This is a genomic window from Phaeobacter sp. S60, from assembly GCF_000826845.1.
Taxonomy (GTDB): domain Bacteria; phylum Pseudomonadota; class Alphaproteobacteria; order Rhodobacterales; family Rhodobacteraceae; genus Phaeobacter; species Phaeobacter piscinae.
In genome coordinates this window covers 38915-62240 of sequence record NZ_JSWJ01000029.1, presented here as the reverse complement: position 1 = coordinate 62240, position 23326 = coordinate 38915, and the positions used below count along the sequence as shown (strand labels likewise).

Genomic DNA, 23326 nt, shown 5'->3' with positions numbered 1-23326 from the left:
GTATGCATGCCCTAATCTGTCCGAGCAGCTCGCAAACACAGCGAATGTCTGGAAAGCAGGCTGCAGTTGCAGCAACCTAAGGGCATTCCGAGTGGCCGGTATGGGCCGCCAACTCAAGAAATAGAGATGCAATTAGCATTGCAACTCGAAATCCGCAGGAAACCTACGTGGATGCCGAGGGGAACCATCTTGATTGGTGGCGACACGGCACAAGGCTGCTCCATGGCAAGCCTGAAGAGCATCGTTTGCAAATTCGATCCATTCGAGTTTTCGCCGAAGCCCTCCGTAGGCGAGGACCACACAATCGGCGTGGCGAGCGCAACGTCTTATTTCGTCGAGGTTCCCCTCAGATCTCTCCTCGCCTTCTGGAAGCTGAGCTGGGTCGGTTGCTCGGTAGTCCATAACGTTGAGAAGAAAAAGCTTGCCAAAGCCAAGGCGGCGTGAATGACGCGTGAGTTTTCGTGAGGTTGCATCATCTGAGACATGGGTAGCTGATGATGGGTTCATGCAAAGCCATAGTATTGTCGGGCCTGGATGCCAGCTTCGACTGAGGTACGGACGATAGTTTCCGCAATCAGAGAATTTGGCGGAACCTCGAACTTCATGGTCCAAATCGAACGTGCGGCCCAATTGACGCTGGATCTCGGGGTTTCCTCTCAGCATCGCAGATCTTTCACAGGCTGTAGTTGGATCGAGCTTACCGGGAAGGTCCGCATTCAGGAAGCTGCAATGCAGCATCGTCGGCATGTCTCAGTGTCAGCAAAGGGCCGTTGGCGGTCATTAGTTTGGAACCCAATTGGTGATCGATCCCGCTAGTTCTCGGGAAGACCATCAATTTCGGGATGATTTGGTAGGGGAGGAACCATGCACCAATGACTTGGCTCAATACTTTCTTGCATGAATTGACCTGGAGCCGTTAGGCGCAGGGCATTGCTGTAAACTTCAATAGCCCAAGTTCCGGCATCATCATCCCAAGAAAGCTTCCCAAAGTAATCTGTTGTGACCTTTCCAGCAAGATCTCGAATTCGAAAGTATCCAACGAGCCTATCGGTCTGGATTTCTTCATTGGTTGGCGATCGTTGTTCGAATTTGATCCACGATGTTGCAGGATCTGTCATATTTACCTCCGCCCCAACCTTCCAAGCCTAGCCAGTTGCGCCAGCACTTGAGACCCCGCCCCCGGTGACCCTGTGCCGCTCAACTGACCCGTCTGCCCCATGCCTTGCCGCACTGGCATCGGCTGCACACCGAAGAACTGCCGCGCCCTGAGGGCTGCGTACTCCGCGCCACTTGCACCGCCGATCAAGTATCGGTTGTAGGCTTGTTGGCTGCCCATGGCGGCGCGGGCGAAGCTGTAGCCGCCGCCTAGACCGCCGGAGAGGGCGGGCATCATGATGTTGCCGGAGATCGCGCGGACGATGAAGGGGGTGGCGATGATGAAGCCCTTTGCCATGAGAACCATCATGAAGAAGGGGATGAGCGCGCCGATGTTTGAGGCGCCTTCCGGGTCGCCGAGCTCGCCGATGAGTGCGGAGGAAACGCCGGTGATTGTCGCGAACACGCCGGCCACGACGATCGGGTAAAGCGCGAAGGAGACCAGGGCGGACAGCCAGCGTGCGAAGTAGTCTTTGGTCACTTCGAAGAGGGTCAGGAAGATCATGACCGGGGCAATCCCGATCAGAAGAGCGATCATCAGTCGAGAAGCCACGAGGATGAAGGCGGCCAGCCCGCCGAGGATTGAGAGCAGAAGCACCCCGACGATGTCGAGCATGGCCCCGGCCATCCAGTTCAGCTCTGATCCGGCTGCATTGAGGTAGTCGCCGAGTTCCGCGATCAGCCGGTCAAACTCTTCGGCAAAGGTCCCAGAGGGACCGGGGGTGCCGCCACCGACCGAAGCCACGAGCGCCCCTGCAATGCTGTCGATCCCGGACAGGATGGCGGCGGAAAGCGCGTTGAACTGGACCCAGTTGGTCGCGAATATTCCGATTAGTCCGATCTTGACCGCGAGCCAGAAGGCCGTGCGTCCGTCCATCGCCTTGTACTGGTAGATCATGTTCAGGAAGACGAGGATCACCACGAGCGTTGTTCCCAGCACTAGGAGTGTGCCGACTGTTGCCGCGACCGATCCGAACTGGGTTTCGGCGGCGGTGTCGAGATAGCCCTGGGAGGTTTCAACGAAGTAGGTGACGACGCTCATCGGGGATCAGCCTTACCAGTTGCCCGCGGCTTCGCAGATGGCCTGCGCGGCAGGGCGGGCGGCGTTGGCTCGGCGGTTGTAGGCGTCCGATGCCTGCAGCATCTCCCATCGTTCGTCACTCGCGTGGACCTCCCGAAACACGGCCTCGGCCGCGTCCCAGGACGGGAACCGGGTCTCGCAATGGCAGCTGCCGGTCTCGACAATCCGCTCGAGGTTCTGGGCGCGGTAAATGTCTTGAACCAACACGCGCTGATAGGCTTGGCGCAGGGGGATCTCCTGCATCCAGCTGGGTTCAGCGGGGCGGTCCAGACAGACGGTGAAGTTGCGCTCGAGGGTCGGCACGAGATTGCGCTCAGCGAAGCCGGGTGCCGACGTTAGGCTCAAGACCAGCGCAGTCAGTACGAGGGTACAGCCCGCCTGCCTCATGCCGTGGCTCCAGCGGGTGTGGTCTCACGCTTCAGGAAGACCGTGTGCCCGACATTGGCGAATTCCGAGGAGCTGATCGACACCACCTCCCAGCCTTCCGCACCTTTGGCATTCAGGCTGGCCTGCATGTCGGCAAGGCTGGTTTTGCGGGTCATGGGAAAGGACAGGATATCGTATTCAAAGGTCTTCATTAGGAAGTTCCAATCTCGGTTGCGCCGGGGAGGTAGAATTCGGTGATGCCGCGCCGGCCGTCGTGGCGACCGGCCTGGATGATCACGTCGATGGAATTATCGATGTACTGGATCATGTCGGCATAGGTCATCGGGATCTCGGTCTTGAGTGCTGCGATCGCGAGGCGTTGCACGGCAAGTTGCGGTGTTTCGGCGTGCAGCGTGGTCATGGACCCGCCATGGCCGGTGTTGATCGCCTCAAGGAAGGTCATGGCCTCCTTGCCGCGAACTTCGCCGAGGATGATCCGGTCAGGTCGCATGCGCAGCGTGGCGGTGAGAAGCACATCGGCGGTCTGGAATTCCGCATCGCGATTGGCGATCAGGGTCACAGCATTGGGCTGCGTCGGTAGAAGCTCGGCGGCTTCTTCGATGGTGACGATGCGTTCCTCAGACGGGACATGGGAGAGGATCTTTCGCGCAGCGACGGTCTTGCCGGTCGAGGTGCCGCCCGAGACGATCATGTTGAGCTTGTTCTCGACACAGAAGGCGAGGGCGTCATCGATCAAACCGGAGGCCACGACCTCGCGCAGCTCGCGCGTTTTCTCGAGGCGCAGTTCTTCGAGCTTGCGTTCCTTACCGAAGAGAAAGTCGAGTTCGATGCCCTTGAGCGGCAGGCTGGAAAAGAACCGCAGGCTGATCGACGAGGCCGAGAGCACGGCGGGCGGGGTGATGACCTGTGCGCGGATCGGGCGCCCCTTGTAGGTGATCGAGACCGAGACGATGGGGCGGTCCTTGCTCATCGTGGTATTGGCCGAGGAGGCGATCTGGTTGCCGAGGTCCCTGACCTGAACGCCCGTCAGCCTTTGATCCAGCGCGCGCATGAAGTGATCGCCCTGGAATTCGCCCCAACAGGTCCCGTCGGGGTTGATACAGATCTCGATGACATCGTCGCGGGCGGCGGCGTCGATCCGGTCAAGGGATGTCTCGAGATAGCTGAGCGACATCGGGCTAGAAGATCTCCAGATCGCGGTCGACCATGACGGTGACGCGCGCGCCTTGGTCGACATAGATGACGGGGCCGATGGAGAGGTAATCGCCAATGACGCTGTCCGTGGCATCTGCCAGATCATCGCCAACGTCTTCGAGAACGTCGGCGGCAGTCTCATCCTGGACCTCGGAGGCGGCGGCACTTGGCGCGGCCGAAATCAGCGAGATCAGGGCGGCCGACCCGAAACGCTCGGCAAAACGCGTGTCCACGAAACCCGTGACGCCGGAGCGGCCAAGTTCATCGCCCCCGAAGGAGCTGATCTGGACGGTTTGGCCCGCGGGCAGGATGATCCGGTCCCAAGCGATCGTGACGCGGCGCTGCGCAATATCGACGCCAGCGCGGTAGCGCCCGACGAGACGGGATCCGCGGGGGATCAAGAGGCGCGCGCCATCGACGCTGTAGACATCCTCGGACACCACGGCACGGGTCTGGCCGGGCAGTGAGCTGTCGAGGGCGGTTTCCATGACGGCCTGGATCATGGTGCCCTGGATGATGGTGTTGGAAGGATTGGCGATCACCTCGGCCTGCGTCACGGTGGAGGGCAGCGCACCGTTCAGCACGAAATCCGTCACCTCGCCGAAGGTGCGTTCGGTCAGAGCCGTTTCATTCGCTCCTGAGGCACCGCCAAACGCGATGGTGGGCGAGGCGATGCGCCGCTCCTGGAAGGCGCGTTCCTCCGCGGCCCGGCGCTCCAGCTCGGCCATGCGCCGGGCTTCTTCCTCGCGGCGCAGTCGCTCTTGCTCGCGTGCGCGCAGCTCATCTTCCGTGGGGCCCGCTGGTGCGGGTTGCGGTCGGCTGGCCTCGAGTTGGGCCAATTCCAGATCCATGCGGAGTTGTTCAAGACTTCGATCCCGCGCCGTCAGTTCGTCCTGAAATCGTTGCTGTGCTGCTTCCGAGGCGGCTTGTAGCGCCGCGATCTGAGCAGTCAGCGCGTCAATTGCCTCTGCGGCGGCGGTGTCTTCCTCGACAACTGGTTCAGGGGCGTTGCGCAACTCCTCGATCTGGGCCTGCAGGGCGGTGATCTGCGCCAGAAGCTCCGCGTTGGGCTCGACGGGGTCTGGTCCGACGAACACAACCTCGGGCTCGGGCGGGGGCAAGGTCTCGATAGCGCCAAAGCCGTCCCCTTCGTTTTGGAAGACGTCCGGGGTGGCCGTCGGTAAGGCTTCCTCTTCGTCGGGCTGTGAGAGGAGATAAAGCAGGGCACCACCCACGCCGATGACGAGGATCACGATCAGCGCGAGAAGGGGCGACCGGCGCTGCGCCGCCGTGGGGGCGCGGGCACTGCCTTTCTCAAGGGCGGCGAGGCGTTTTTCCAGCTCGGTGTTCCCGGTATCGCTCATGAGGTGGCCTCCGCGGGCGCGATCGCCTCGATGCAGACCACCTCTTCGCCAAGTCGCAGGATCCATTGGCGGTTCACGCCGCTGACGCGGATCACGCCGTCTTCAGGGGTTTGCGTGTTGACCGTGCGTTCACGGCCGCCCGCGTAGCGGAAGATCGCTGGCACAGGTGCGTTTCTCGGAAACGCGAAATACGTGAACGTCCCGTCATCCCAGATGCGCGTTGGCGTGAACTCGGTCCGCGCGCTGGCGCCGTAATTGTAGTTTGGTGCTTGGGCGGCGATGGCCCGGGTCGGGCGCGCAGCGTCATCAGGATAGCGGAACTGCACCACGTAGAAGGTTGGGCTGCGGACCTCCTCGACGTTGAAGTAGTAGCTCCGGCGGTTCGTATAGACTGTCACATTGGTATGCACCCCGCGCGCGACGGGCTTGATCGCGAAGGCCTGACCGCCCGGGACGCCGTCGATCTCGAAGCCCTCGGTGTCGCCCGCGATGATCGAGCGGATGCTTTCGCCGATCCCGAACTCGATGGTGGTCACATGGGTGAGTGACACGCTGAGACGGTAGACCTGACCCTCCTGGTAGGTGGCCAAGCGCACCCGGCTGTCGTTGGGACCGCCACGCGGGATGGCTTCGGCGGCGACCAACCCCGGCAACAAAACGATAAGGACAACAAATGCAATTCGTACGGGAAACAAGATCAGTTCTCCAATCTGTCGGAGCGGATGGAATATTCGAGGACGGTGAAGCCGAATGGATTGGTCCAGACCTCATCGATGGAGCGGCGGGTCTCCGGGCGGAACTCGAAGAGAAGCGTCGCAGTGAAGAGGCCGGTCTGGGTGCCGTTAATGGACGTCAGGCGCTTGCGCAGGCGGACCGTCGCGCGGTTGGTTCCGATCCGGTTGATGCTGAGGATTTCCACGTCGAGCCGAGCATTGGGGCCATAGACGGTCGGCGGATAGTTTTCATTTGCGCTGTTCCAGATCTGGCGCAGCCCGCTCTCGGCAGCTCCGTCCGAGCGGCGCAGGACGCTGCGGATGCGCAGATCGTTGTCGAGCTGGTTATAGACCTCCCGGTCGGCCACATAGCGGAACACCTCCGCCTCGATGATCGCCTGGTTGGCGGTCACCGAGGAGGCGCCCACCGAGGCTTCGGGGAGTGCAAAGCCGGTGGCGGGATCATAGGGGACAACGACGGGGGGCGGATCGACATCGAGGATCGCGACTGCTGCTGCGCTCAGACAGCCGATGATGCCGAAGACAAGACCTGCCAGACCAAGGCGTTGCCAGAGCCGTTCGCGGCGCAAGGCACCGTAGACCAGTTCTTCCTCGATGATTTCTTGTTCAGTCGCCACCCGTCATGCCCTCGCGATCACTCGGCCCGGAGGTCCGGTAACGTGAAATCCATGAAGCGCTGCTCTTCGGCGATGGTGGCGGCATCGATCACGCCGCCTGTGCCATCGCCTACGGTCTGGATGGCTTCGAGTTGCCACATGGCGACCAGCGCAATGGCGAGCTCCGCGGTCACGCGCGTGTTGAGATCGATGCTTTGCTTGAGCTCTTCCATGTCGTCGATGAGCCCGACAAGGCGGTCTACCCGCTCGAGCGACTGGCCGGCATCTTCATAGCTGTTCTGGGCGGCGGCTGAGACGAGTGCGCCGGTTGTTGCCTGCGTGGCCACACGGTTGGCCCCGGGATTGCCGCTGGTGGCCATTTCCGAGAGCGTGTCTTCATCGAAGCCGAGATCGGCCAGCACCCGGTCCATCTGGGTTTCGATCTCGCCTGCACCGGAGCCCGACAGACCTGAGAAGTCACCCGTCTTGATGGCCTCGATGGTGGCGAGGATGTCTCCGAACTCCTGGTCGAGCAGTCCGTTCAACTCGTCTTCCATTTCCGTGCGGATGATTTCTGGAAGCTCGGCAAGTCGGGTGAGCGCTTCATAGGTTCTTTGCAGCTCCGCGAGTTGATCCGTGAGAAGGCCGAGCTGTTCGCGGAGCTGCGTCAGCTGCTCGTTTTGCAGGATCTCGTCTTCGATCATCTGCCGGAGCTGCTGGATGTTTTGCGCGATGTTCTGGGTGTCGACGACGGGCACGCCCTGCGCCGCGGCAGGGGAGAGGGCTCCCAGATGCAGGCCAATCCCAAGCGTTGCGGCCAAGGCCGCTCTCAGAAACTTCCGTCCCATCATTCAATCTCCCTGATCGTAAAATCCATGAACGCGCCTTCGGCCATGCGGGCGCTGGCCTGGGCCAGCTCCTCGGCAGAGAGGACTCGGGTGCGGGCCGCCTGAAGCCGGATGCGTGCAGCGACGAGGCGCACGAGTTCGGCGCGGGCATAGGTGTTGAGCGCGATGCTTTCTTGCACGTCTTCCGTCTCGGAAATCCGCTCGACGATGTCCGCAATACGGAAGGCGGCTTGCCTGATCGCGGCGGGTGAGTTGTTACCATAGAAGGCCGCGCCGTGCCCGGTGATTGAGAGGTTGGCATTGGCCAGAAGCGCGGGGTCGATCGTGCCAAGCGCTTCGATCCCGCCGATACGGCTCAGGTAGAGATTGTAGCGTTCGGGAATGACCTGAACGTAATGCTGGGTTTCGGCAAAGGGCGGCACGCCGCCATACTCGAACACCCGGCCGGGTCCGGCGTTATAGGCCGCGAGCGCGTTGATGATGTTGCCATCGAATGTGTTGAGCTGGGTCGCGAGATAGCGCGCGCCGCCATGCACCTGCAGGTAAGGGCTGTCATAGTAATCCGGGTTGATGCCGAGATCGCTGGCGGTGCCGGGCATGATCTGGGTGAGGCCATAGGCGCCGACGGGAGACCGTGCCCCAATGGTGAAACGGCTTTCCTGCCAGATGAGCGCTTGCAGCAACGCGCGCCATTGGACGGGTGAGAGACCAGCGCGGCCGACACCCGCAAAGTCGCTGGTTTCCTGGGCGACGCGGATGATGAGCTGCTCGATGTTCTCGGCGGCGTCGCCGAACATCTGCGCACCGCCGGGATTGGGGTCGATGTCGGCATTGCCATAGACCGCCTCGACTGATCGGGCCGGATACCCGCTGCCGCTTTCCAGCCCCGAGACCATAGCCGGCAAGCCCTGACCGCCGAAGCTGGTCTGGGCATCGAGGATGCGTTGCAGGGTTGCCAGCTGTTCGCGCTCGATCTCCGCGATGAGTTCGCGCACGGCGAGCTTGTCGGCCTGAACGGCCAAGTCAGCCTCGCGATCACCGGTCTCGACGATGTCACGCGAGGTCAGCCCACTGTCATTGGTCGGCACACCTTGAGACAAGGCGAGACCAGGCAGCAGGCAAAACGCGAGGATATGAGGCAGGCTAGACTTCAATGTCGCCCTCCGGCGCATCTAGAGGCGTGAAGGTGCAATCAGGCGCGACAGGGGCTGTCGAGGCCAGGAAGGTGAAGCAGTTTGCCTGCGGTTCGCGATACTGCGCACAGGAAGCGAGCAGGCCGAGTGCTGTCAGGGACAAGAGAATACGGATCATGAAAGCCTCCAGAAGTCCGGGCGGGTGCGATAATCGGCGCCAACGTGCGCTTCGCCCTTTTCCATGCCGCCAAGGATGGTGAGATTGGGTCCAAGCGCGCTCAGATCGGCATCGACGACGATCGAGCCCTGATCGTCACGGATGAGCGCCAAGCGGCTGTTGCTGCCCGTGTTGAGAAGGACGTCGAGCTCCTTCTCCGTGAGGTTCAGCATGGCGTAGTCCGCAGGCTGCGCGCGGATATTGGGCAGCAGGATCTGCGTCGGCACGGCCTCGACGATGGTCTTGCCGGTCCGGGTGCGCTCGAGCTGGCTTGCGTATTGCGTCATCATCACCGCGACGGTGTTCTGCTTGCGCGCAGTCACGAGCCAGTTCGACAACCGTTCGGCGAAATATGCGTTGTCGAGCGCCTTCCAGGCCTCGTCGATCACGATGATTGTGGGGCGACGATCCTCGATCTCGCGCTCGACCCGGCGGAAAAGATAGGATAGGACCGCCATGCGTTCTTTCTCGGCCTCGCTGTCGAGAATGCCGGTGAGATCGAACCCGACCACTTCGCCTTCGAGCGAGAACGTATCTTCCAGCGTCTGGCCGAAGATCCACCCATAGCGGCCGTCTTCGGTCCACTCAAACAGGCGCTGGTGCAGATCGCCGCCATCATCGGTGGACACAAAAAGCGATGCGAAATCCCGCCAGTTCCGCAGGGCCGGATTGGAGGCCTGCGCGTTCTGGCGCACCACTTCCTGGATGCGGTTGGTCTGTGCCGGGGTCAGGGGCTTGTCGGCGCGGTAGAGCAGCGTGGTGAGCCAGTCCGAGAGCCAGGCGGTGCCGCGTGCATCGGTTTCGGTCCAGAGCGGGTTGAGACCCGTAGGCTGACCGGCGTTCAGGGACGCGTAACGCCCGCCATTGGCGCGGACCGCCATCTCCATACCATTACGGTAATCGAAGACGAAGATCCGTGCGCCTGCGCGACGGGCCTGGGTCATCAGGAAGGCCGACAACACCGATTTACCCGACCCGGGCCGTCCCATGATCAGGGTATGCCCGCTGGTCGGTTCTTTGTCGGGCGAACCTTGCTCGTGATAGGAAAACCGGTAGGCGCTCTGCTCCGGCGTGGGCAAATAGGTGACGACCCGGCCCCATGGGGTTTTCGCGGCGGGTTTGCCGAGCTGTGTCCGGTGAAAGGCCGCAAAATCCGCGAAGTTGCGATTGGTGACGGCGCTGGCACGGACGCGCTTGGGCTGGTTGCCGGGATGCTGGCTCAAGTAATGCGCCTTGGCCGCGACCCGCTCGCCGATCATCTTCACGCCTTCGGTTGCGGCGGCGTTCATGATCTCGGCGCTGAGGGTTTGCAGTTCTTCGAGCGTGTCGCAAAAGAGCGTCACGACCATGTGATGCTCGCCGAAGCTTTGGCGCTTGGCCTCGAGATCATCGGCGGCGATGTCGAGGGCTTCCAGGAGCGAGAGGGCCGCGTCCTGGCTGGCCTGCATCTGGCGCTTTTGCCGCTTGATGCGGCCCGCCATGAGGTTCGAATTGATCGGCGTGAAGGAGTGCGTCACGATCATGTCGACCGGCAGGTTCAGCATGTCGAACATGGTGCAGGAGGTGGCCTCAGCATATTCCCCGATGGTGAAACTCTTGCCGTAGCGATGGCCCACGACGCCTTCGGAAAGCTCGAAATGGTCTCCGTGAAACGTTACGCGGGTATTGGCGACGTTGAAGGACAAAAAGCCGTAGGTGTTGGCCGGGTAGAGCGGCAGCTCGGTGCCCGTGTTCAGCGCGCCCAAGAATCCCACCAACTCTCCCGATCCGGCTGAGAGCATGCGCGGCTTGAGCTCTGCGAGGCCGGACAGGAAGACGTTCACGGCCTCACCGAGGCGCTGCAGGCGTTTGCGGGTCTCCTCCTTCAGTCGGTCCGGCGCGCTGCGGCTGAGGAACGGCAGGAGGCTTTTCGGGGGCGGGCGGTGAATGACGGTGAGCGTCAGTGTTTTGTCGCGGAGCCCGCTGGTCTCGAGTTTCGCGCGCCAGCGCCGGTCAACCTCGCCTGCGAAGCTGTCCTCACGGATCGGGTCGAGATCAGGTTTGATGGCCTTGGAGACCTTGTGGACGTAATAGCTGAATTCCGGCCCGAGCTGCGCGACGATGCGGGCAAAGAGCGCCGTCACCTTGTCGAGATAGGCATCGTCCGTCGTGTAGCTGTTGATCCCCTCGAGCCGGATGCAGCGGAAGAGTTCGTTCACCCGGGTCCGCACGGTCTGGTCGTCGACGAGGCTCACATAGGGCAGCATATGCGCGAGGCGGGTCTCGCGCGCATACCAGTCCGGCGTCATCGTGCGGGCATCGAGCGCAGCATCACGGGCGTCATCACGGGGCATAGCTGTCCCCGCCATGGATGGACCTGTTGCGCGTGGGCGGTGTCTCCTGCAGGGCCGTCATCATCACGTCGATGAAACGCGGGTCCCAATCGGCGGCCTTCCACAGCACCGGATAGAGAAGGGTGGCCACGCCCAGCACCGCGATGTGCTGGACCCAGACGAACAAGAGCACCGAGCCAAAGAGCCAGACCATCGCGTACATGATGGGCAGGCCCAGAAGCTTCGGCGGGCGCACGAGGCCGAGAAAGAGAGGCGAGCGCTCAGCCACCGGCAAAGACCGCGGCAACGATGGTGGGGGCAGCCGCGACACCGGCGATGCCCACGAGGACCCAAAGCGCTTGGCGCAGGTCGATGATGTTGAAGAACCAGCTCAAGAAAACGCCGAGAACGGCAAGCGTCGCGATGACAACGCCAAGTGGGCCGGTCAGCGCATCCACGATGCCCTGTAACAGGCTCTGGATCGGGGAGAGATCAATGCTCTGGGCGAGGGCGGGTTCGGCAATCAGCAGGAATAGCGCCAGCGAGGCGACAAAGAGGTTTGAAATCTGTTTCATGAATTTGATCCTTCCAATCGGGCCGCGACGGCCATGACGCGGGCCACGTGGTTCTGGGTTTCTCGGTAGGGGGGAACGCCGCCATACTGGCGGACCGCATCGGGTCCGGCGTTGTAGGCAGCCAGCGCCAGGTGCGGATCGCCGAACGTCTCCAGCATTATCGCGAGGTAGCGGGCGGAGCCGTCGAGGTTCTGCAGCGGATCACGCGGGTCGACGCCCAGATCACGCGCCGTCGCTGGCATCAATTGACCAAGGCCAATGGCACCTGCACTTGAAATCGCATCCTGCCGGTAGGCGCTCTCAACCTCGATATTGGCCCGATAGAGAGCCAGCCAATCCGTCACGGAAAGCCCCGCGCGACGCAGGCCAGGATGGCCGGCATAGCGCAAGGCCGTGGTCTGAATCCCGGAGAGAACATCGGCGCGGGGCAGGGGAGTCATGCGGGCAAGGGCCGCGACTTGGACGCCCTCTTGCTCGGCCTCTACCTCGCCGAAGATCGCGATCCCATCGGAAGCCGAACTCTGACCAATCCCGTCATAGTAGTTTCGAGCAAAGCTGCTTTGGGAGCGGGACGGGATCAGGGAGCCGTCGCTCTCCATGACCAGGACCATTTGCGCTGAGGCAGGTGCTGCGACCAGCCAGAGGCAGACGAGGTTAGTTGTCAGCGGCCTTGTCTGACGAGGCTTTGTCTGACGGGGCGAGTTTATGCGTGCGGCTTGTGCCCGCCTCAAGCGGCAGGTCGACATGCGCAAAGCCAAGGCCAATGAAGAAAGACACCACGCCGGAGATCGTCTTGAACTCGCGGATCTTGATATCGTTGTAGGTCGTCCGTGTGCGGGCGGTGACGAGGAGCTTTTCCACCCCATCATCAGAGACAACGCGCATGATCCAGACCCCGTAATAGCTGGGGCCTTTCTTATGTGCCGACTCCTGGCACAGGATTTCTGCGCTATAGCCGCTTTCCACGAGCTCGCGGAACCTGGCTTCCGTAACCACATTTGGTGCTTCGATGTCCCAGTTCATGGCCCGGCTCACGCTTTCTCCAATGGCGCGACCCCAGGCATTCCTACTTGAAGCCCAGAGTTACGATAGTATATTATCAACCGCAAGATGTAATATCGTGCTTTGGCTGTAGTTTGGTTACGCAAACACTAGTCACGGCCAGTGTCCGCGATCAAGGAGATAACAGGTTTGAGAAACCCAAGGTTGACATGCCTGCTCCCATTGCAAGCTATGGCCCTTCTGATCTGCGTTCCTGGGCCGGTTTTGGCGGAATCCTGCTTTGCGCCATCCCGTCCTTTCCTGCCAAGCGATTCGCAGGCCGCGCGGGACTATGCGGATATCATCCGCGGCGACTTCGAAGATTACATTCAGGATATCCAGAGCTACTTCCGTTGCCTCGACGGTGAACGGGCCCGCGCCTTCGAGGAAGCGCGCGAAGTCAGCGAGGAATATGGCCGGTTCCTGCAATTGGTAGGGGATTGATGGGCAACCTCGGGAGCATCAGACTTGCAGCCCATGGAAACCAGACGCCGATAACACCCTCATATATCTACTTTTTAGATAACAGATTTCATCCGCTAGCGACGTCACAAAAGGTATGTGACGCGTGGCAAAGACAATCAGAAGCAAGGGACAAGTGGCACTCTGTCAGGCGTTGGTCGACGCCCGTGTCAAAGCGGGCCTTGGTCAGAAAGACCTGGCAGACAGGCTCAGATGCCACCAGTCCCTTATTGCCCGCCTTGAGAGCGGCCAGCGCCGGGTCGACGTTGTCGAGCTGGTCGTCTTGGCGCGCGCCATCGGCTTTGACCCGTTCGAGGTTCTGGCGATCGTTGAAGCCGCCACGGAGCCCGACCACAGGATTTGAAGCCAATGAATTGTTGAGAACACGGGAACCCACTTTCCCGGTCTGATGATCATTTCCTCATCGAGGACCAGTTAGCCAACATCAAAGAAGCCCGGCGCGCGGTCGTAGTGAACGCTCTGCAACCCCACGCCGCAATTCGCAGCGCCGCAGTGCAGGAAGCCAGTAAACAGTGAACGAAGATAAGGGTGAGGGCGTCGCGATCGCCAATCTGATCGGGACCGATGGGTGCAGTGTTGTTGGTTGGGTTTATCGCTGGAGGACAGGCTCACATGCGGTGATGTGGGACGTCCAAGGGCCCCAGCCGGTATCGGAAACCCGGCCGGATATAAGTGACGAACAGAAGCAAGAAATCGACTTCGATGCGCTGACGAGGATCGGAAGAAGCGACGACGGGTGAACAGAGCGAACCCGCGGTGTTTGCCTAAACGCCAAACAGCATGTGGACCGCGAAGCGTATGCGGTGCGGTCGTGCAAGCCAAAGAAGCCGTCTTCCATGACAAATCTACGTAGCGGCAGGTCAGTAGTTCACCTGCTCGAACCCGTAGTTGCCGTCATAGTCACGCCAATCGACGAAGACGGATCGGTGATAAATGCCAGGGCAATGCTCGCCCCAACGTTCAAGTCCCACATGGGCCTCGGGCAGGGCAGTTATCGAAGATCGCTGCCATGAGAAATCGCCTTGGGTCCCGTAGGTGCCGAGGACCACGGTCGCGCTTCGGTTACAATCCCCATCGCGCCCGGACTCGTGCTGTCGTGCATACCGTACATCGAAGACGCGGATGGACCGCACGAAATTGAACTCTGGCCCGCTGATATCGATGTCCGCGCGGTCCTGAACGAGCCGCAGGGCGAGGTCGGTGGGAACGAGATTATCTACTGGCAAGGATTGAAGCGGTCGACGGCTGTCGGTTCGGTACAAGGCTTCAAAGATGCCGCCAGCGTTGTTTTGTAACCGATCGTTCTCGTAGGAGGCGCCCATGGGACAGCGCCAGATTTGCAGCGGTGGTTCGACCGGCCAAGGTGTAATCCGCCGGATAAATTCGGCGCGGGCTCGGGCGCAAGGGACGGAAGCAGGCCAGCCGCCAGACAGGCACAAGAGGATCGCGCAATCGATCGGGTATGTCTGCGCGCGGGCGGGTATTGGCAGCGAAGAACCTGTCACGGTCAAAGCGACTGCGACCGAGGGGAGGAGCTTCTTGAGTAAATGGCGCATGCTGTGGAGCCTCCGTGATAGGAGTTCAGCATACATACAATAATATACTATCGCAACGCTAAGTATAAAGTCGCATAATGAAGTTTATGTTATTTCTTCTCCGGCTAATGCCGACCTTCGCTTATGCTTGGTAAAGGTGCACATCGCGGGACAATGCCGTCATTCGTTTTTCATATTTCGCTGACGCAGCACGGCTTCGCGCATGCGGCAGGTTTGTCGCTGCGTTGCAGCTCAAGTTGCCAATGCGGTCATTCAATCTGGCTAAATGTCACAAAGTCCAAACTCCACCTTCGCTGTCTCTTCGCAGCATGTTTTCGAAAACAGTAAGGCGCACAACAACTTGAAGCACCTACAACAATCACACCAGTCCCGTAAATAATGACGGGATCTTTATCCATGGTTTACCGACGATCTTGAAGCGATTCCTCGACGGTCCAATTGTTGCGCTCTTGATCTAAAGATTTCACGATTTCGAAGCTCTAGTGACCAGATTGTTTGGCTACGAGATCCTCGCGCAGCGATAAACCTCCAAGGCTAGAATAATCCGTTTGCGGGGTTCTAAGAGTAGGACGGAATATTGACTTTCACCGCCATGGAACAGCCTTGAACCGACTTGTCGCTTTGGTCCTGAAGATTACCTTGCGGGAGACGGTATCGCTACTTCGACACCAACCACGGTTGTCCCCGCCAAGTTGCCCTGTGCAGACCCGGTCCACGCAACGACAACGCCAGCTGCTGATCGCGTAATCCTTGGAAATCCTACCGACTCTCGCCCACGATTGATGTGGAGTGCTTGTGGCGAAGTACACCCGCTCTCCGGCGACACCTGACACACGACTATTGCTTCACCGCCATTCGCATACTCCAACCAAAGAGCAAGTGCTTTGCCGTCACCCATCTGCAAGACATCTACGCGACCTGCGGGTGTGCCGAGATCGAGTTGCAACGGGTCTTCAAAGGATGCGCCCCCATCCCTGGAAAACGCAATTCGAGCCTTTGCCTCGCCATTGGCACCGGTGAACCACACGACTACCGCGTACGTTCCCAACGCATCGATGGCAGGTCCGTTGACAGGGCATCCTGCGATTTCCCAGCCGTCGCCGTAGATTGTTTCGGGGTCGGTCCATTCTTCTTCGACCAACCTGACAACCGAAATATCGCGGATTTCTTCGGCTGTTCGGTCCCTGTAAACCGCTATGATGTTACCTGCTTCCTTGCGGACGGCCGATGTTTGACAGCACGTACAAGCGCGTGGGTCGAGCAGGCTTTCCGGTCCCATTGAACCGTCCGGCGCAATGCGACGTGCGCGGACCTGCATGGCATTCTCATAGCTGTCGTCTGCGGCTTGATTATCGTATGCACGACCATCTAGCCAAAGAGCTGTCAAACCAGCGCTATCATCAGGGATTAGCGACACGAAACCATGTTCACGCTTTGATCGGTCATCGTGGGGTATGATTGGCGTTGTCCAGTTCAAACCCTCATCGAAGGAGAAAGCGATCTTTACGTCGTATTGATAGCTGCCCGGCCCATTCAATTCCAACCAATGCGCTGCAAGCGTCCCATCGCTAAGCCCAACGACTGACGGAAAGTCGGCCCAGTTCACAAACAGTGTCTCAGATTGATGAATTGTACGCGCCTCCGTCCAATAGGTGCCATCGAACAGGGCCATCCGAACGGCGTTGTTACCTTCGGTCCAACTCATCACGATCCGACCATCGGGCAGTGTTGAAAGCGAGGGTTCACGTGCGTGATCCCCAACCGGTGCAACCAGTGGTCTGACTGGAAACAGAGGGGCATCTTCAGCCGCTACAAAGGGCGCACCGAGCATAAAAAGAGCCGTGCAAACGAATAAAAATCTAATCGGCCTCAACCTCCGGTCCAACCGAAACGAGATAAGCCCAGACTGCCTTGGCATCCGTTTCTTTCTTCAATTTGAATGACATGCCAGATTTCGCCTTGCTGTCGTTCAGAAAAGTCGCGAGGAACTTCTTCGGATCTGCAATATAGGCTACGAAATCGCTCTCGTTCCAGACCAAGCCATTCTCGCCCGCTTCACGAATAGAGTCCCGAAATTTATTCCCAAACATTTCTTCGGTCCCTGCTGTTCGGTTGTACACACCATAAAGATTTGGCCCAACCGCGCCACCCTTTCGGATAACGTCACCATCCGTCCTGACGATTGAGTGGCAGGCCTTGCACTTGTTAAATACCTTGTCTCCGGCCGATGCGTCGCCGGTTGCATGTCCATCGGCGAGAACACCTGTTCCGGACAATGCCAATGCTAGCGTTGCGATAAATTTAGGTTTCATTCGTTTCTCTCCCCGTTGATGACAGTTATTATCTACTGGATGGCTGTTATGCTTTTGCCTCAGGTCGACAGGTCACTCAGTTAATTCCGTTTTCCCTTTGAAGAGCCCGTATATATGCCACGATATTCAATACTTCTGCTCGTGTTACGCCCTCGACAGCTGGCATGTTGCCAAACTTCCAATGGTGCGCCCGAACACCATTCTGTGCTGCGAGGACAAACGCCATGTCACCGTGGTGGCCCGGCTCATAAATCTTGTGCACCAGCGGTGGAGCAACGCCGTCCTGACCCTGCCCATTGACGCCGTGGCAGGTCGCGCAGGCCGCACCATAGGCACGCTTGCCGATTTGCTCTTGCTCGGTGAAACTTGGGGGCAGCCTGACAGTTGCAAGCGCACCTGCGGGAAGTGCCATTCTTTCGTCCGTCTGAGTACTCGTCTGGGAGTGGGTCGGCTGCAGGATGTACCATCCTGCCGCAGAAACGGCGATCAGAGCAAAAAATATTGCTGCCCATTTCATGCTATCAAACTCCTTCATTGTGAAGCGAGGTCTCCATGCCCCTCGAAAGGCAAAGTCGTTTTTCTGAGCGGCGATTGCTCGAATTGGCTGACCTTTTCCAGCGTACTGTCATCAGCCTGGGCCACTTCGGACGAGTGGCCTGACCCGGCAAAAAAAGCCGTGATTTCGTGATACCGGATTCGGGTGTCTTCCAAGGTCTGATAGTAGCGGAAAAGTTCCTTCAGCGGTGCCGAGAAGTCCTTGTGCGCTGCCAGGACGGCCACCAGCGCGCCGAGTGTGATCCGCCCTTCGATGACGAAATATCCACCCAGAGAGTAGAACAGGAATGGCGTCAGCGCGGTCAGAAAATTGTTGAGGGCCTTGATGAAGAACTTCAGACGGAAAATCTTCCTGCGCACGTGCTCAAGCTCTCTAAAACTTGCGCTTACTGGCAGCAGCCCGGCCGGATTGACCTGCCGTTCGCGCAATTGATCGCTGAGCTGCCTGCCAAGCTGTCGGACCTCCTTGATCCTGGTGCGTGAAAGCGCGTTGACCCGCCGTTGCAGCTTGGGCAGCAGCACGAGCTGAATTGGCAGTACCGTCAGTGCGGCGGCACCCAAGACAGGGTCCTGAACGAACATGAAAAACAGGATCGTCAGAAGCGTACCGCCTTGCAGGATTGGCAGCGTAAGGACATCTGCCGCGAAGCCACCGATGGGCTCGACTTCCTGTGCGAGAATAGGGACGATCTCGCTTTGGTTTCCGGAGTCTGGATCGCTGCGCCATTGCCGATAGACCAGCAGGCGGAAGCGCCGCAGAAAACGCTCGGCGACATACCCTTTGAAGACGTTAAGGCTATATTTGTTTAGCCCATTCAGGATAATAGCCAAAAGGTAGAGACCGCAAAGAAGCATGAGGAAAACGACCTGGTCGACGTCTCGTCCCAAAACGGCAACTGGGAAACGGCCAGAATCCAGAGCGTTGTTTACGATCTGTTTTGGCAGTTCCAAAGTCAGATAGAGTATAGGCATCGCGATGAGGCTAACCACGATCATCAACGCTTGCTGCCTTCTTGAATAGCGCAAGACGGTGCTGAAAAGACTTCCTTCGAGCCCTCGTATGGGCTCTGGGTGGATCGCAGGCGTGCTGCGGTACTTCCAAAGCTTCAGAATGCCGCGAATAGCAAGATATGAGCCAACACTGATCAGCAGCGCGGGGGCCAAGACCAGTATGAGATGAATGAACGGATGAACCCAGTCCGGCGTGGCATCGCTGTAGTCGTACCCAAGGGCGGCAGCTACGTCGTGTACAAGCAGGTGATACCTATCCAAGAGTGACATTGAAAATGTCTAATCCTTGGACTTCGGCGCAAGGTGATCGTGCACGATGATGACGCCCCACATGCCCGCTTCCCGGTGGCCGGGAATCAAGCATACGAACTCCAGGTTGGTCATATCGGAGAAATCCCAGATCAACTCGGCATTTTGCCCACTAGGGATCGAAACCGAGTTGGCGCTGTCATGCTGCATATCGGGATGTTCGCGCATCCATTGCTGATGTTTTGCGACCTCGTCAAAGGAACCGAGAAAGAACTCGTGATCCAATGCGCCGGTATTTCTGATTGAAAACTGGACAACCGAGCCGCTTTCAATCTGGATCGCGTCCGGCTCGAAAAGCATGTAGCCGCTTTCCGTCTCCCGTATGGATATTTCAATCGTCCTGTCGATCGAGGAGCCATCACCGGGTTTCCCGATCGGATCATGGCCAGGCACTTCGAAGGCTCGCGCGTGAGGCTGCTGGCCCTTGCCACTGGAAGCGCCCACTGAAAAAGCCGGAAGGACAAGCGCAAGGGCGATGGTGCAGGTTCTCAGGAAATTCTTCATGCTCGGCTACCTCCGTAGCGCTTGATTTTATGGGATCTTCTTGCTTGCTTGGGCTAAGCGATCAAGGCGATGGGGCCGGAGTGTTTACCCCCGGCCCCATTGTTAGTAGTTACTTCATCTGCGTGACGGTCAGTTTACCCTTGACCCGGTCGGCAACGAACTCGATGTCCTGACCTTCCGCCATCTTGGCCACCATCGCCTCGTCGGCGCGGAACACCATGGTCATTGCCGGCATATCCAGGTTGACGAGAGGGCCGTGGATAATTGTGACCTTGCCGGCCTTTGCGTCGATTTTCTTGATGGTGCCGCTTGTGTATTCCACGTCAGCCTGAGCCATCTGGTCACCGACTGCGACCTCACGGTGCATTCCCGATTCGTAGTGGCCCGGGATCAGGCACGCTGCTTCGAATGTGCCAGAATTTGCGAAAGTCCAGACAACTTCGCCCGAGGCGCCCGCATCGAGACGGATACGGTTCGGATCGTCATGTTCCATGTCCATCTTGGCCATTTCGATCTTGTGCTCGGCATTACGCTCTACCGTGTCGAGGACGAATTCATGCTCCAGCTCACCCTTGTTGGTGATGTTGAAGCGGATGGTTTCGCCCTCCTTGATATCCATCGGCTCACTCTCGATCAGCATCTGGCCCTCATCGTTTTCGAGCAAAGTGACGTCGATTGTGCGGTCAACCTTGGCGGCGTCACCCGGCATGCCGACCATCATTGCGGCTGGCTTGGTCTCCCCATGTCCGCCGTCGTGTGTACCTGCAGCAAAGGCCGGTGCTGATAGCGCGATCGCGAAGCTTGTCGTCAAAAGAAGATTTCTCATTTTATTGTCCTGTAGGTTGGTTCGGTTGGAGATGACGAAGGGCCGCTCAGCCCTTCGAGGTTGGTTTCGGTGTGAGAATGGTTTTGGGGCTGTTGTTGGAGGCAAAGTCGGGTAATTCGCCAGTCCATTCGTAGGCCATCTCGCCCGGAGGGTTCTCGTACCAGCCGGGATCGGAGTAATCGTCCGCGTCGATGCCGTCCCGCACCTTCACGACCGAAAACATGCCGCCCATCTCGATGGGTCCGTACGGGCCCCAACCCGTCATCATCGGGATGGTATTGTCGGGTAGCGGCATTTCCATTTTTGCCATGTCCCCCATGCCGGACATGCCCATCGGCATGTATTCCGGCTGGAATTGACGGATCTTCTGGGTCAGCGGCTTCTTGTTCACCCCGATGAACGTCGGCACGTCATGGCCCATGGCGTTCATCGTATGGTGCGATTTGTGGCAATGGATCGCCCAATCTCCCAGATGATCGGCGACGAATTCGTAGGCGCGCATCGCACCTACGGGAATGTCGATGCTGACCTCCGGCCACTGTGCTTCAGGCGGCACCCAGCCGCCATCCGTGCAGGTGACCTTGAAGTCATAGCCGTGCATATGGATCGGGTGGTTCGTCATCGTAAGGTTCCCAACCCGTACTCGCACCCGGTCGCCCTTGTTCACGACCAGCGGATCGATGTCGGGGAAGATCCGGCTGTTCCAGGTCCAAAGGTTGAAATCCGTCATCGTCATGATGCGGGGTACATAGGTACCCGGATCGATGTCGAAAGCATTCAGCATGATCAGGAAATCACGATCCACCGGCATGAATGTGGGATCCTTGGGGTGGACCACGAACATGCCCATCATCCCCATCGCCATCTGGGTCATTTCATCGCCGTGGGGGTGGTACATGAACGTTCCGGACTTCACCAAGTCGAATTCGTAGACGAAGGTTTTGCCCGGCGGGATGCTTGGATGGCTCAATCCGGAGACCCCATCCATGCCTGAAGGAAGAATGAGCCCGTGCCAGTGCACCGTTGTGCCTTCCGGCAGCTTATTGGTGACGTAGATGCGCACCCGGTCGCCTTCGACTGCTTCGATCGTCGGGCCGGTGGATTGGCCGTTGTAGCCCCACAAATGCGCGATCATGCCGTCGGCAAGCTCGCGTTCTACCGGTTCGGCCACGAGGTGAAATTCTTTCACCCCGTTGTTCATCCGGTGCGGCAGGGTCCACCCGTTCAATGTGACCACAGGTGTGTAGTCCGGCCCGGTACTAGGACGCGCCGTGATCGCCGTTGCTGCGCTATCCATTTGGGCAGCTTCGGGCAGGCCCATGTTCAGGGTTTGACCCCAGGCTTTCGAAGAGACCAGCGTTGCACCTGCCGCGCCGGCTCCGAGTAATTGACGTCTATTTAGCATGTCAGTTCCTTTCAGTGTCCTGCGCCGCCACCGGCGGCAAGTGTCGCGCCTTCTCCACCAGCACCGCCACCGCCTTCGCCGCCGCCATAGATCGCAGCGGTCAGATCAGCCTGTGCCATGTAGAATTCGCGTTTTGCGTTTGCCGCTTCCAGTGATGCGCCCAGTTTCTCGCGCACGTCTGTCAGCAGCTCGAAAGTGTTGGTGATCATGCCGTTATAAGACAGCAGCCCCTCTTCTTCGACGGTCGTGCGTAGCGGCACCAGAACGTCGCGATAGTGGCGGGCGATCTTATACGCGGCGTGATAGGAGGCTTCAGCACCACGCGCTTCGGACCGGACGTTGACGGCTCTTTCTGCCAGCACGTTGGCTGCTTGCAGGTACGACAATTCCGCCTTGCGCATCCGTGCCTTCCCGGTGTCGTAGATCGGGATTGCGAACTCCACCTCCACCTGAGGGGTGGTCACGGTCTCCGTTTCTCCGTCCTCAATTTCCCGCTCCGCTTCGAACCCGGCAATGAATTCGAGATCGCTGATAATGCGAGTCTGATCAGTCAGACCAAACGCCTTGGCCTGTGCTTCCAGGCCAAGTTTGGCAACGCGCAGATCAACCCGATTTCGCAATGCTTTCGCTTCGATGTCAGTCACACGGCCGACGGAACGCGGCAGCGCAGGAAGAGCATCGGGCACATAATAGTCGACTTCGGTGCCCCACAGCCCCATGAGCCTGGTCAGCTGCTCTTTGGACCGGGTAGCATTCAAGCGTGCCTGGGCAAGTTGTCCGGCGAGTTCGGCATTGAATGCCTGTTCACGGGCCTGCCCGGCTGTGTTAAGCGCGCCGGTCTCGCCCAGTCTCATCGCTAATTCCGATCCGGCGTCAGACGTCGCTTTCGCACGGCGGAGATAACTCACAGCCTCGAAGGCGGCTACGGCATCGACCCATGCCTTCCGCGTCTGATTGGCCAGTGCGAGTGTGTCGTTCACGGCGCTCAGTTGAGCCTGCCGGAAGTTTGCGTCTGCAATGGCCGTACGCTGCTTGCGAGTGGTGGCATCGAGCACGTTCGACCGGATCAGTCCCTCGATCGCCCTGTAGGCACCCAGTTCGGGCGCACCGATGCCCAGTATACCAATCGACACGATTGGGTTTTCCGGCATCGATTGCTGCCAGGCCTCTGCGGCAGACAGGCCGACGTTTGCATAGGACGCCTGCAACCCTTTGTTGTTCAGAAGCGCGACCTGAACGGCGGTGTCCGCCGAAATGGTCTTGCGGTGCACCATTGCGTGCACCTGCTTCTTCAAGGCCTCGTTTTCGGCCTGGGTTTCGGCGAAGGCTGTCCGTTTGCCGAGGGCTGGTGTGACCTGGCTGGAAATATTGGCGAAGCCAGCTTTTGGTTCCGTGTAGATGCCCGGCACAGCGGTAGCACAGGCACCCAGGATTAGCGGAAAGCCGAAAACCAGCGGAAACTTCGATACCCGCATCAGTTGCCCTCCGTCTGTTCTTGATTGACGGAACGCCAGTCGCGGGGACCTGTAGGGCCGCGATAGGTGTAGCCCGCCAAGGGGTCCTGATAGCTGATCGGCGATGAAACTGCCGTGTTGACGACGGCCTGTTGGGTCGCGACGGACGGCAACGGGGTGGGCTCATAGGCGCATGCGCCAAGCCCGAGGGCCGAAGCCCCCATAAGTAGATGAATTTTCATGAAAGTAACCTGATTGGTGAACGTTGTCTCAC

The 23326-nt window shown here is 59.3% G+C and carries 30 protein-coding genes; 3 read left to right on the top strand and 27 right to left on the bottom strand.

The annotated features are described in order from the left end of the window. Positions 1-132: 132 nt before the first annotated feature. From OO25_RS23500 to OO25_RS20735, 17 genes are all read right to left on the bottom strand, one after another. A complete protein-coding gene (locus tag OO25_RS23500; protein ID WP_369808882.1) occupies positions 133-507 on the bottom strand; it encodes a DUF1643 domain-containing protein in 375 nt (124 codons plus the stop codon). A gap of 305 nt (positions 508-812) precedes the next feature. Continuing rightward, positions 813-1118, bottom strand: coding sequence for a hypothetical protein (locus tag OO25_RS22865; protein ID WP_139044809.1), 306 nt, complete (start codon positions 1116-1118; stop codon positions 813-815). A gap of 2 nt (positions 1119-1120) precedes the next feature. Beyond that, a complete protein-coding gene (locus tag OO25_RS20800) occupies positions 1121-2197 on the bottom strand; it encodes a type IV secretion system protein (protein ID WP_040182607.1) in 1077 nt (358 codons plus the stop codon). A gap of 12 nt (positions 2198-2209) precedes the next feature. Then, positions 2210-2623 carry a hypothetical protein gene (locus tag OO25_RS20795; protein WP_040182605.1) on the bottom strand — a complete coding sequence of 138 codons (414 nt, stop codon included), beginning with the start codon at positions 2621-2623 and terminating at the stop codon, positions 2210-2212. Then, positions 2620-2814, bottom strand: a complete 195-nt coding sequence (locus OO25_RS20790; RefSeq protein ID WP_040182603.1) for a DUF4177 domain-containing protein — start codon at positions 2812-2814, stop codon at positions 2620-2622. The genes OO25_RS20795 and OO25_RS20790 overlap by 4 nt, the downstream gene beginning before the upstream one ends. Beyond that, positions 2814-3797 (bottom strand): ATPase, T2SS/T4P/T4SS family, encoded by a 984-nt coding sequence (locus OO25_RS20785; RefSeq protein ID WP_040182602.1) that lies wholly within the window; start codon positions 3795-3797, stop codon positions 2814-2816. Before OO25_RS20785 ends, OO25_RS20790 begins: the two co-directional genes overlap by 1 nt. 4 nt (positions 3798-3801) lie before the next feature. Beyond that, positions 3802-5181: a TrbI/VirB10 family protein gene (locus tag OO25_RS20780; RefSeq protein ID WP_024099333.1), complete on the bottom strand. Its 1380-nt coding sequence runs from the start codon at positions 5179-5181 to the stop codon at positions 3802-3804. Then, entirely contained in the window at positions 5178-5876 is a 699-nt protein-coding gene (locus tag OO25_RS20775) for a TrbG/VirB9 family P-type conjugative transfer protein (protein WP_024099334.1), read from the bottom strand. The genes OO25_RS20780 and OO25_RS20775 overlap by 4 nt, the downstream gene beginning before the upstream one ends. 2 nt (positions 5877-5878) lie before the next feature. Then, complete coding sequence (locus OO25_RS20770; protein WP_024099335.1) at positions 5879-6532, bottom strand: virB8 family protein; 654 nt, start codon at positions 6530-6532, stop codon at positions 5879-5881. A gap of 17 nt (positions 6533-6549) precedes the next feature. Then, a complete protein-coding gene (locus tag OO25_RS20765) occupies positions 6550-7359 on the bottom strand; it encodes a type IV secretion system protein (RefSeq protein WP_040104422.1) in 810 nt (269 codons plus the stop codon). After that, positions 7359-8513 carry a lytic transglycosylase domain-containing protein gene (locus OO25_RS20760; protein ID WP_024099337.1) on the bottom strand — a complete coding sequence of 385 codons (1155 nt, stop codon included), beginning with the start codon at positions 8511-8513 and terminating at the stop codon, positions 7359-7361. The genes OO25_RS20765 and OO25_RS20760 overlap by 1 nt, the downstream gene beginning before the upstream one ends. Beyond that, on the bottom strand, positions 8503-8670 hold the full coding sequence (locus OO25_RS23050; RefSeq protein WP_024099338.1) for a hypothetical protein: 168 nt from the start codon (positions 8668-8670) through the stop codon (positions 8503-8505). The genes OO25_RS20760 and OO25_RS23050 overlap by 11 nt, the downstream gene beginning before the upstream one ends. Beyond that, positions 8667-11042, bottom strand: a complete 2376-nt coding sequence (locus tag OO25_RS20755) for a type IV secretion system DNA-binding domain-containing protein (protein WP_040182600.1) — start codon at positions 11040-11042, stop codon at positions 8667-8669. The genes OO25_RS23050 and OO25_RS20755 overlap by 4 nt, the downstream gene beginning before the upstream one ends. Next, positions 11032-11310, bottom strand: coding sequence for a type IV secretion system protein VirB3 (locus OO25_RS20750; RefSeq protein WP_027238604.1), 279 nt, complete (start codon positions 11308-11310; stop codon positions 11032-11034). Before OO25_RS20750 ends, OO25_RS20755 begins: the two co-directional genes overlap by 11 nt. Then, positions 11303-11596 carry a TrbC/VirB2 family protein gene (locus OO25_RS20745; RefSeq protein ID WP_009503803.1) on the bottom strand — a complete coding sequence of 98 codons (294 nt, stop codon included), beginning with the start codon at positions 11594-11596 and terminating at the stop codon, positions 11303-11305. The genes OO25_RS20750 and OO25_RS20745 overlap by 8 nt, the downstream gene beginning before the upstream one ends. Then, positions 11593-12207: a lytic transglycosylase domain-containing protein gene (locus tag OO25_RS20740; protein ID WP_027238603.1), complete on the bottom strand. Its 615-nt coding sequence runs from the start codon at positions 12205-12207 to the stop codon at positions 11593-11595. Before OO25_RS20740 ends, OO25_RS20745 begins: the two co-directional genes overlap by 4 nt. Before the next feature lie 43 nt (positions 12208-12250). Beyond that, complete coding sequence (locus tag OO25_RS20735; RefSeq protein WP_027238602.1) at positions 12251-12619, bottom strand: hypothetical protein; 369 nt, start codon at positions 12617-12619, stop codon at positions 12251-12253. A 210-nt stretch (positions 12620-12829) separates the two neighbouring features. Here OO25_RS20735 and OO25_RS20730 point away from each other — a divergent pair, with 210 nt between their 5' ends. The 3 genes from OO25_RS20730 (at position 12830) to OO25_RS23495 (ending at position 13860) form a co-directional block, all read left to right on the top strand. After that, on the top strand, positions 12830-13081 hold the full coding sequence (locus OO25_RS20730) for a hypothetical protein (protein ID WP_008327366.1): 252 nt from the start codon (positions 12830-12832) through the stop codon (positions 13079-13081). A 124-nt stretch (positions 13082-13205) separates the two neighbouring features. Next, positions 13206-13463 carry a helix-turn-helix transcriptional regulator gene (locus OO25_RS20725; RefSeq protein ID WP_017470289.1) on the top strand — a complete coding sequence of 86 codons (258 nt, stop codon included), beginning with the start codon at positions 13206-13208 and terminating at the stop codon, positions 13461-13463. A 169-nt stretch (positions 13464-13632) separates the two neighbouring features. After that, positions 13633-13860 carry a hypothetical protein gene (locus OO25_RS23495; RefSeq protein ID WP_027238601.1) on the top strand — a complete coding sequence of 76 codons (228 nt, stop codon included), beginning with the start codon at positions 13633-13635 and terminating at the stop codon, positions 13858-13860. Positions 13861-13980: 120 nt separating this feature from the next. On the opposite strand, the gene OO25_RS20715 is transcribed toward OO25_RS23495, so the two are convergent. From OO25_RS20715 to OO25_RS20665, 10 genes are all read right to left on the bottom strand, one after another. Next, positions 13981-14676, bottom strand: coding sequence for a hypothetical protein (locus OO25_RS20715; RefSeq protein WP_173674657.1), 696 nt, complete (start codon positions 14674-14676; stop codon positions 13981-13983). Between the two features lie 634 nt (positions 14677-15310). After that, the gene (locus OO25_RS20705; protein ID WP_096708181.1) at positions 15311-16381 is read right to left on the bottom strand and encodes a sialidase family protein; all 1071 of its coding nucleotides are present in this window, start codon (positions 16379-16381) and stop codon (positions 15311-15313) included. A gap of 154 nt (positions 16382-16535) precedes the next feature. Further along, a complete protein-coding gene (locus OO25_RS20700; RefSeq protein WP_027238598.1) occupies positions 16536-16988 on the bottom strand; it encodes a cytochrome c family protein in 453 nt (150 codons plus the stop codon). A 76-nt stretch (positions 16989-17064) separates the two neighbouring features. Then, positions 17065-17523 carry a cytochrome c gene (locus OO25_RS20695; RefSeq protein ID WP_036783961.1) on the bottom strand — a complete coding sequence of 153 codons (459 nt, stop codon included), beginning with the start codon at positions 17521-17523 and terminating at the stop codon, positions 17065-17067. Further along, a complete protein-coding gene (locus tag OO25_RS20690; protein ID WP_027238596.1) occupies positions 17520-18824 on the bottom strand; it encodes an ABC transporter transmembrane domain-containing protein in 1305 nt (434 codons plus the stop codon). The genes OO25_RS20695 and OO25_RS20690 overlap by 4 nt, the downstream gene beginning before the upstream one ends. Positions 18825-18833: 9 nt before the next feature. Continuing rightward, positions 18834-19367, bottom strand: a complete 534-nt coding sequence (locus OO25_RS20685) for a plastocyanin/azurin family copper-binding protein (RefSeq protein WP_027238595.1) — start codon at positions 19365-19367, stop codon at positions 18834-18836. Positions 19368-19476: 109 nt separating this feature from the next. Continuing rightward, entirely contained in the window at positions 19477-20193 is a 717-nt protein-coding gene (locus OO25_RS20680) for a copper-binding protein (RefSeq protein WP_027238594.1), read from the bottom strand. 46 nt (positions 20194-20239) lie between these two features. Further along, positions 20240-21598, bottom strand: a complete 1359-nt coding sequence (locus OO25_RS20675; RefSeq protein ID WP_027238593.1) for a multicopper oxidase family protein — start codon at positions 21596-21598, stop codon at positions 20240-20242. 11 nt (positions 21599-21609) lie between these two features. Further along, the gene (locus OO25_RS20670; protein WP_027238592.1) at positions 21610-23073 is read right to left on the bottom strand and encodes a TolC family protein; all 1464 of its coding nucleotides are present in this window, start codon (positions 23071-23073) and stop codon (positions 21610-21612) included. Beyond that, positions 23073-23294: a hypothetical protein gene (locus OO25_RS20665; protein WP_226892491.1), complete on the bottom strand. Its 222-nt coding sequence runs from the start codon at positions 23292-23294 to the stop codon at positions 23073-23075. Before OO25_RS20665 ends, OO25_RS20670 begins: the two co-directional genes overlap by 1 nt. Between the last annotated feature and the right edge of the window lie 32 nt (positions 23295-23326).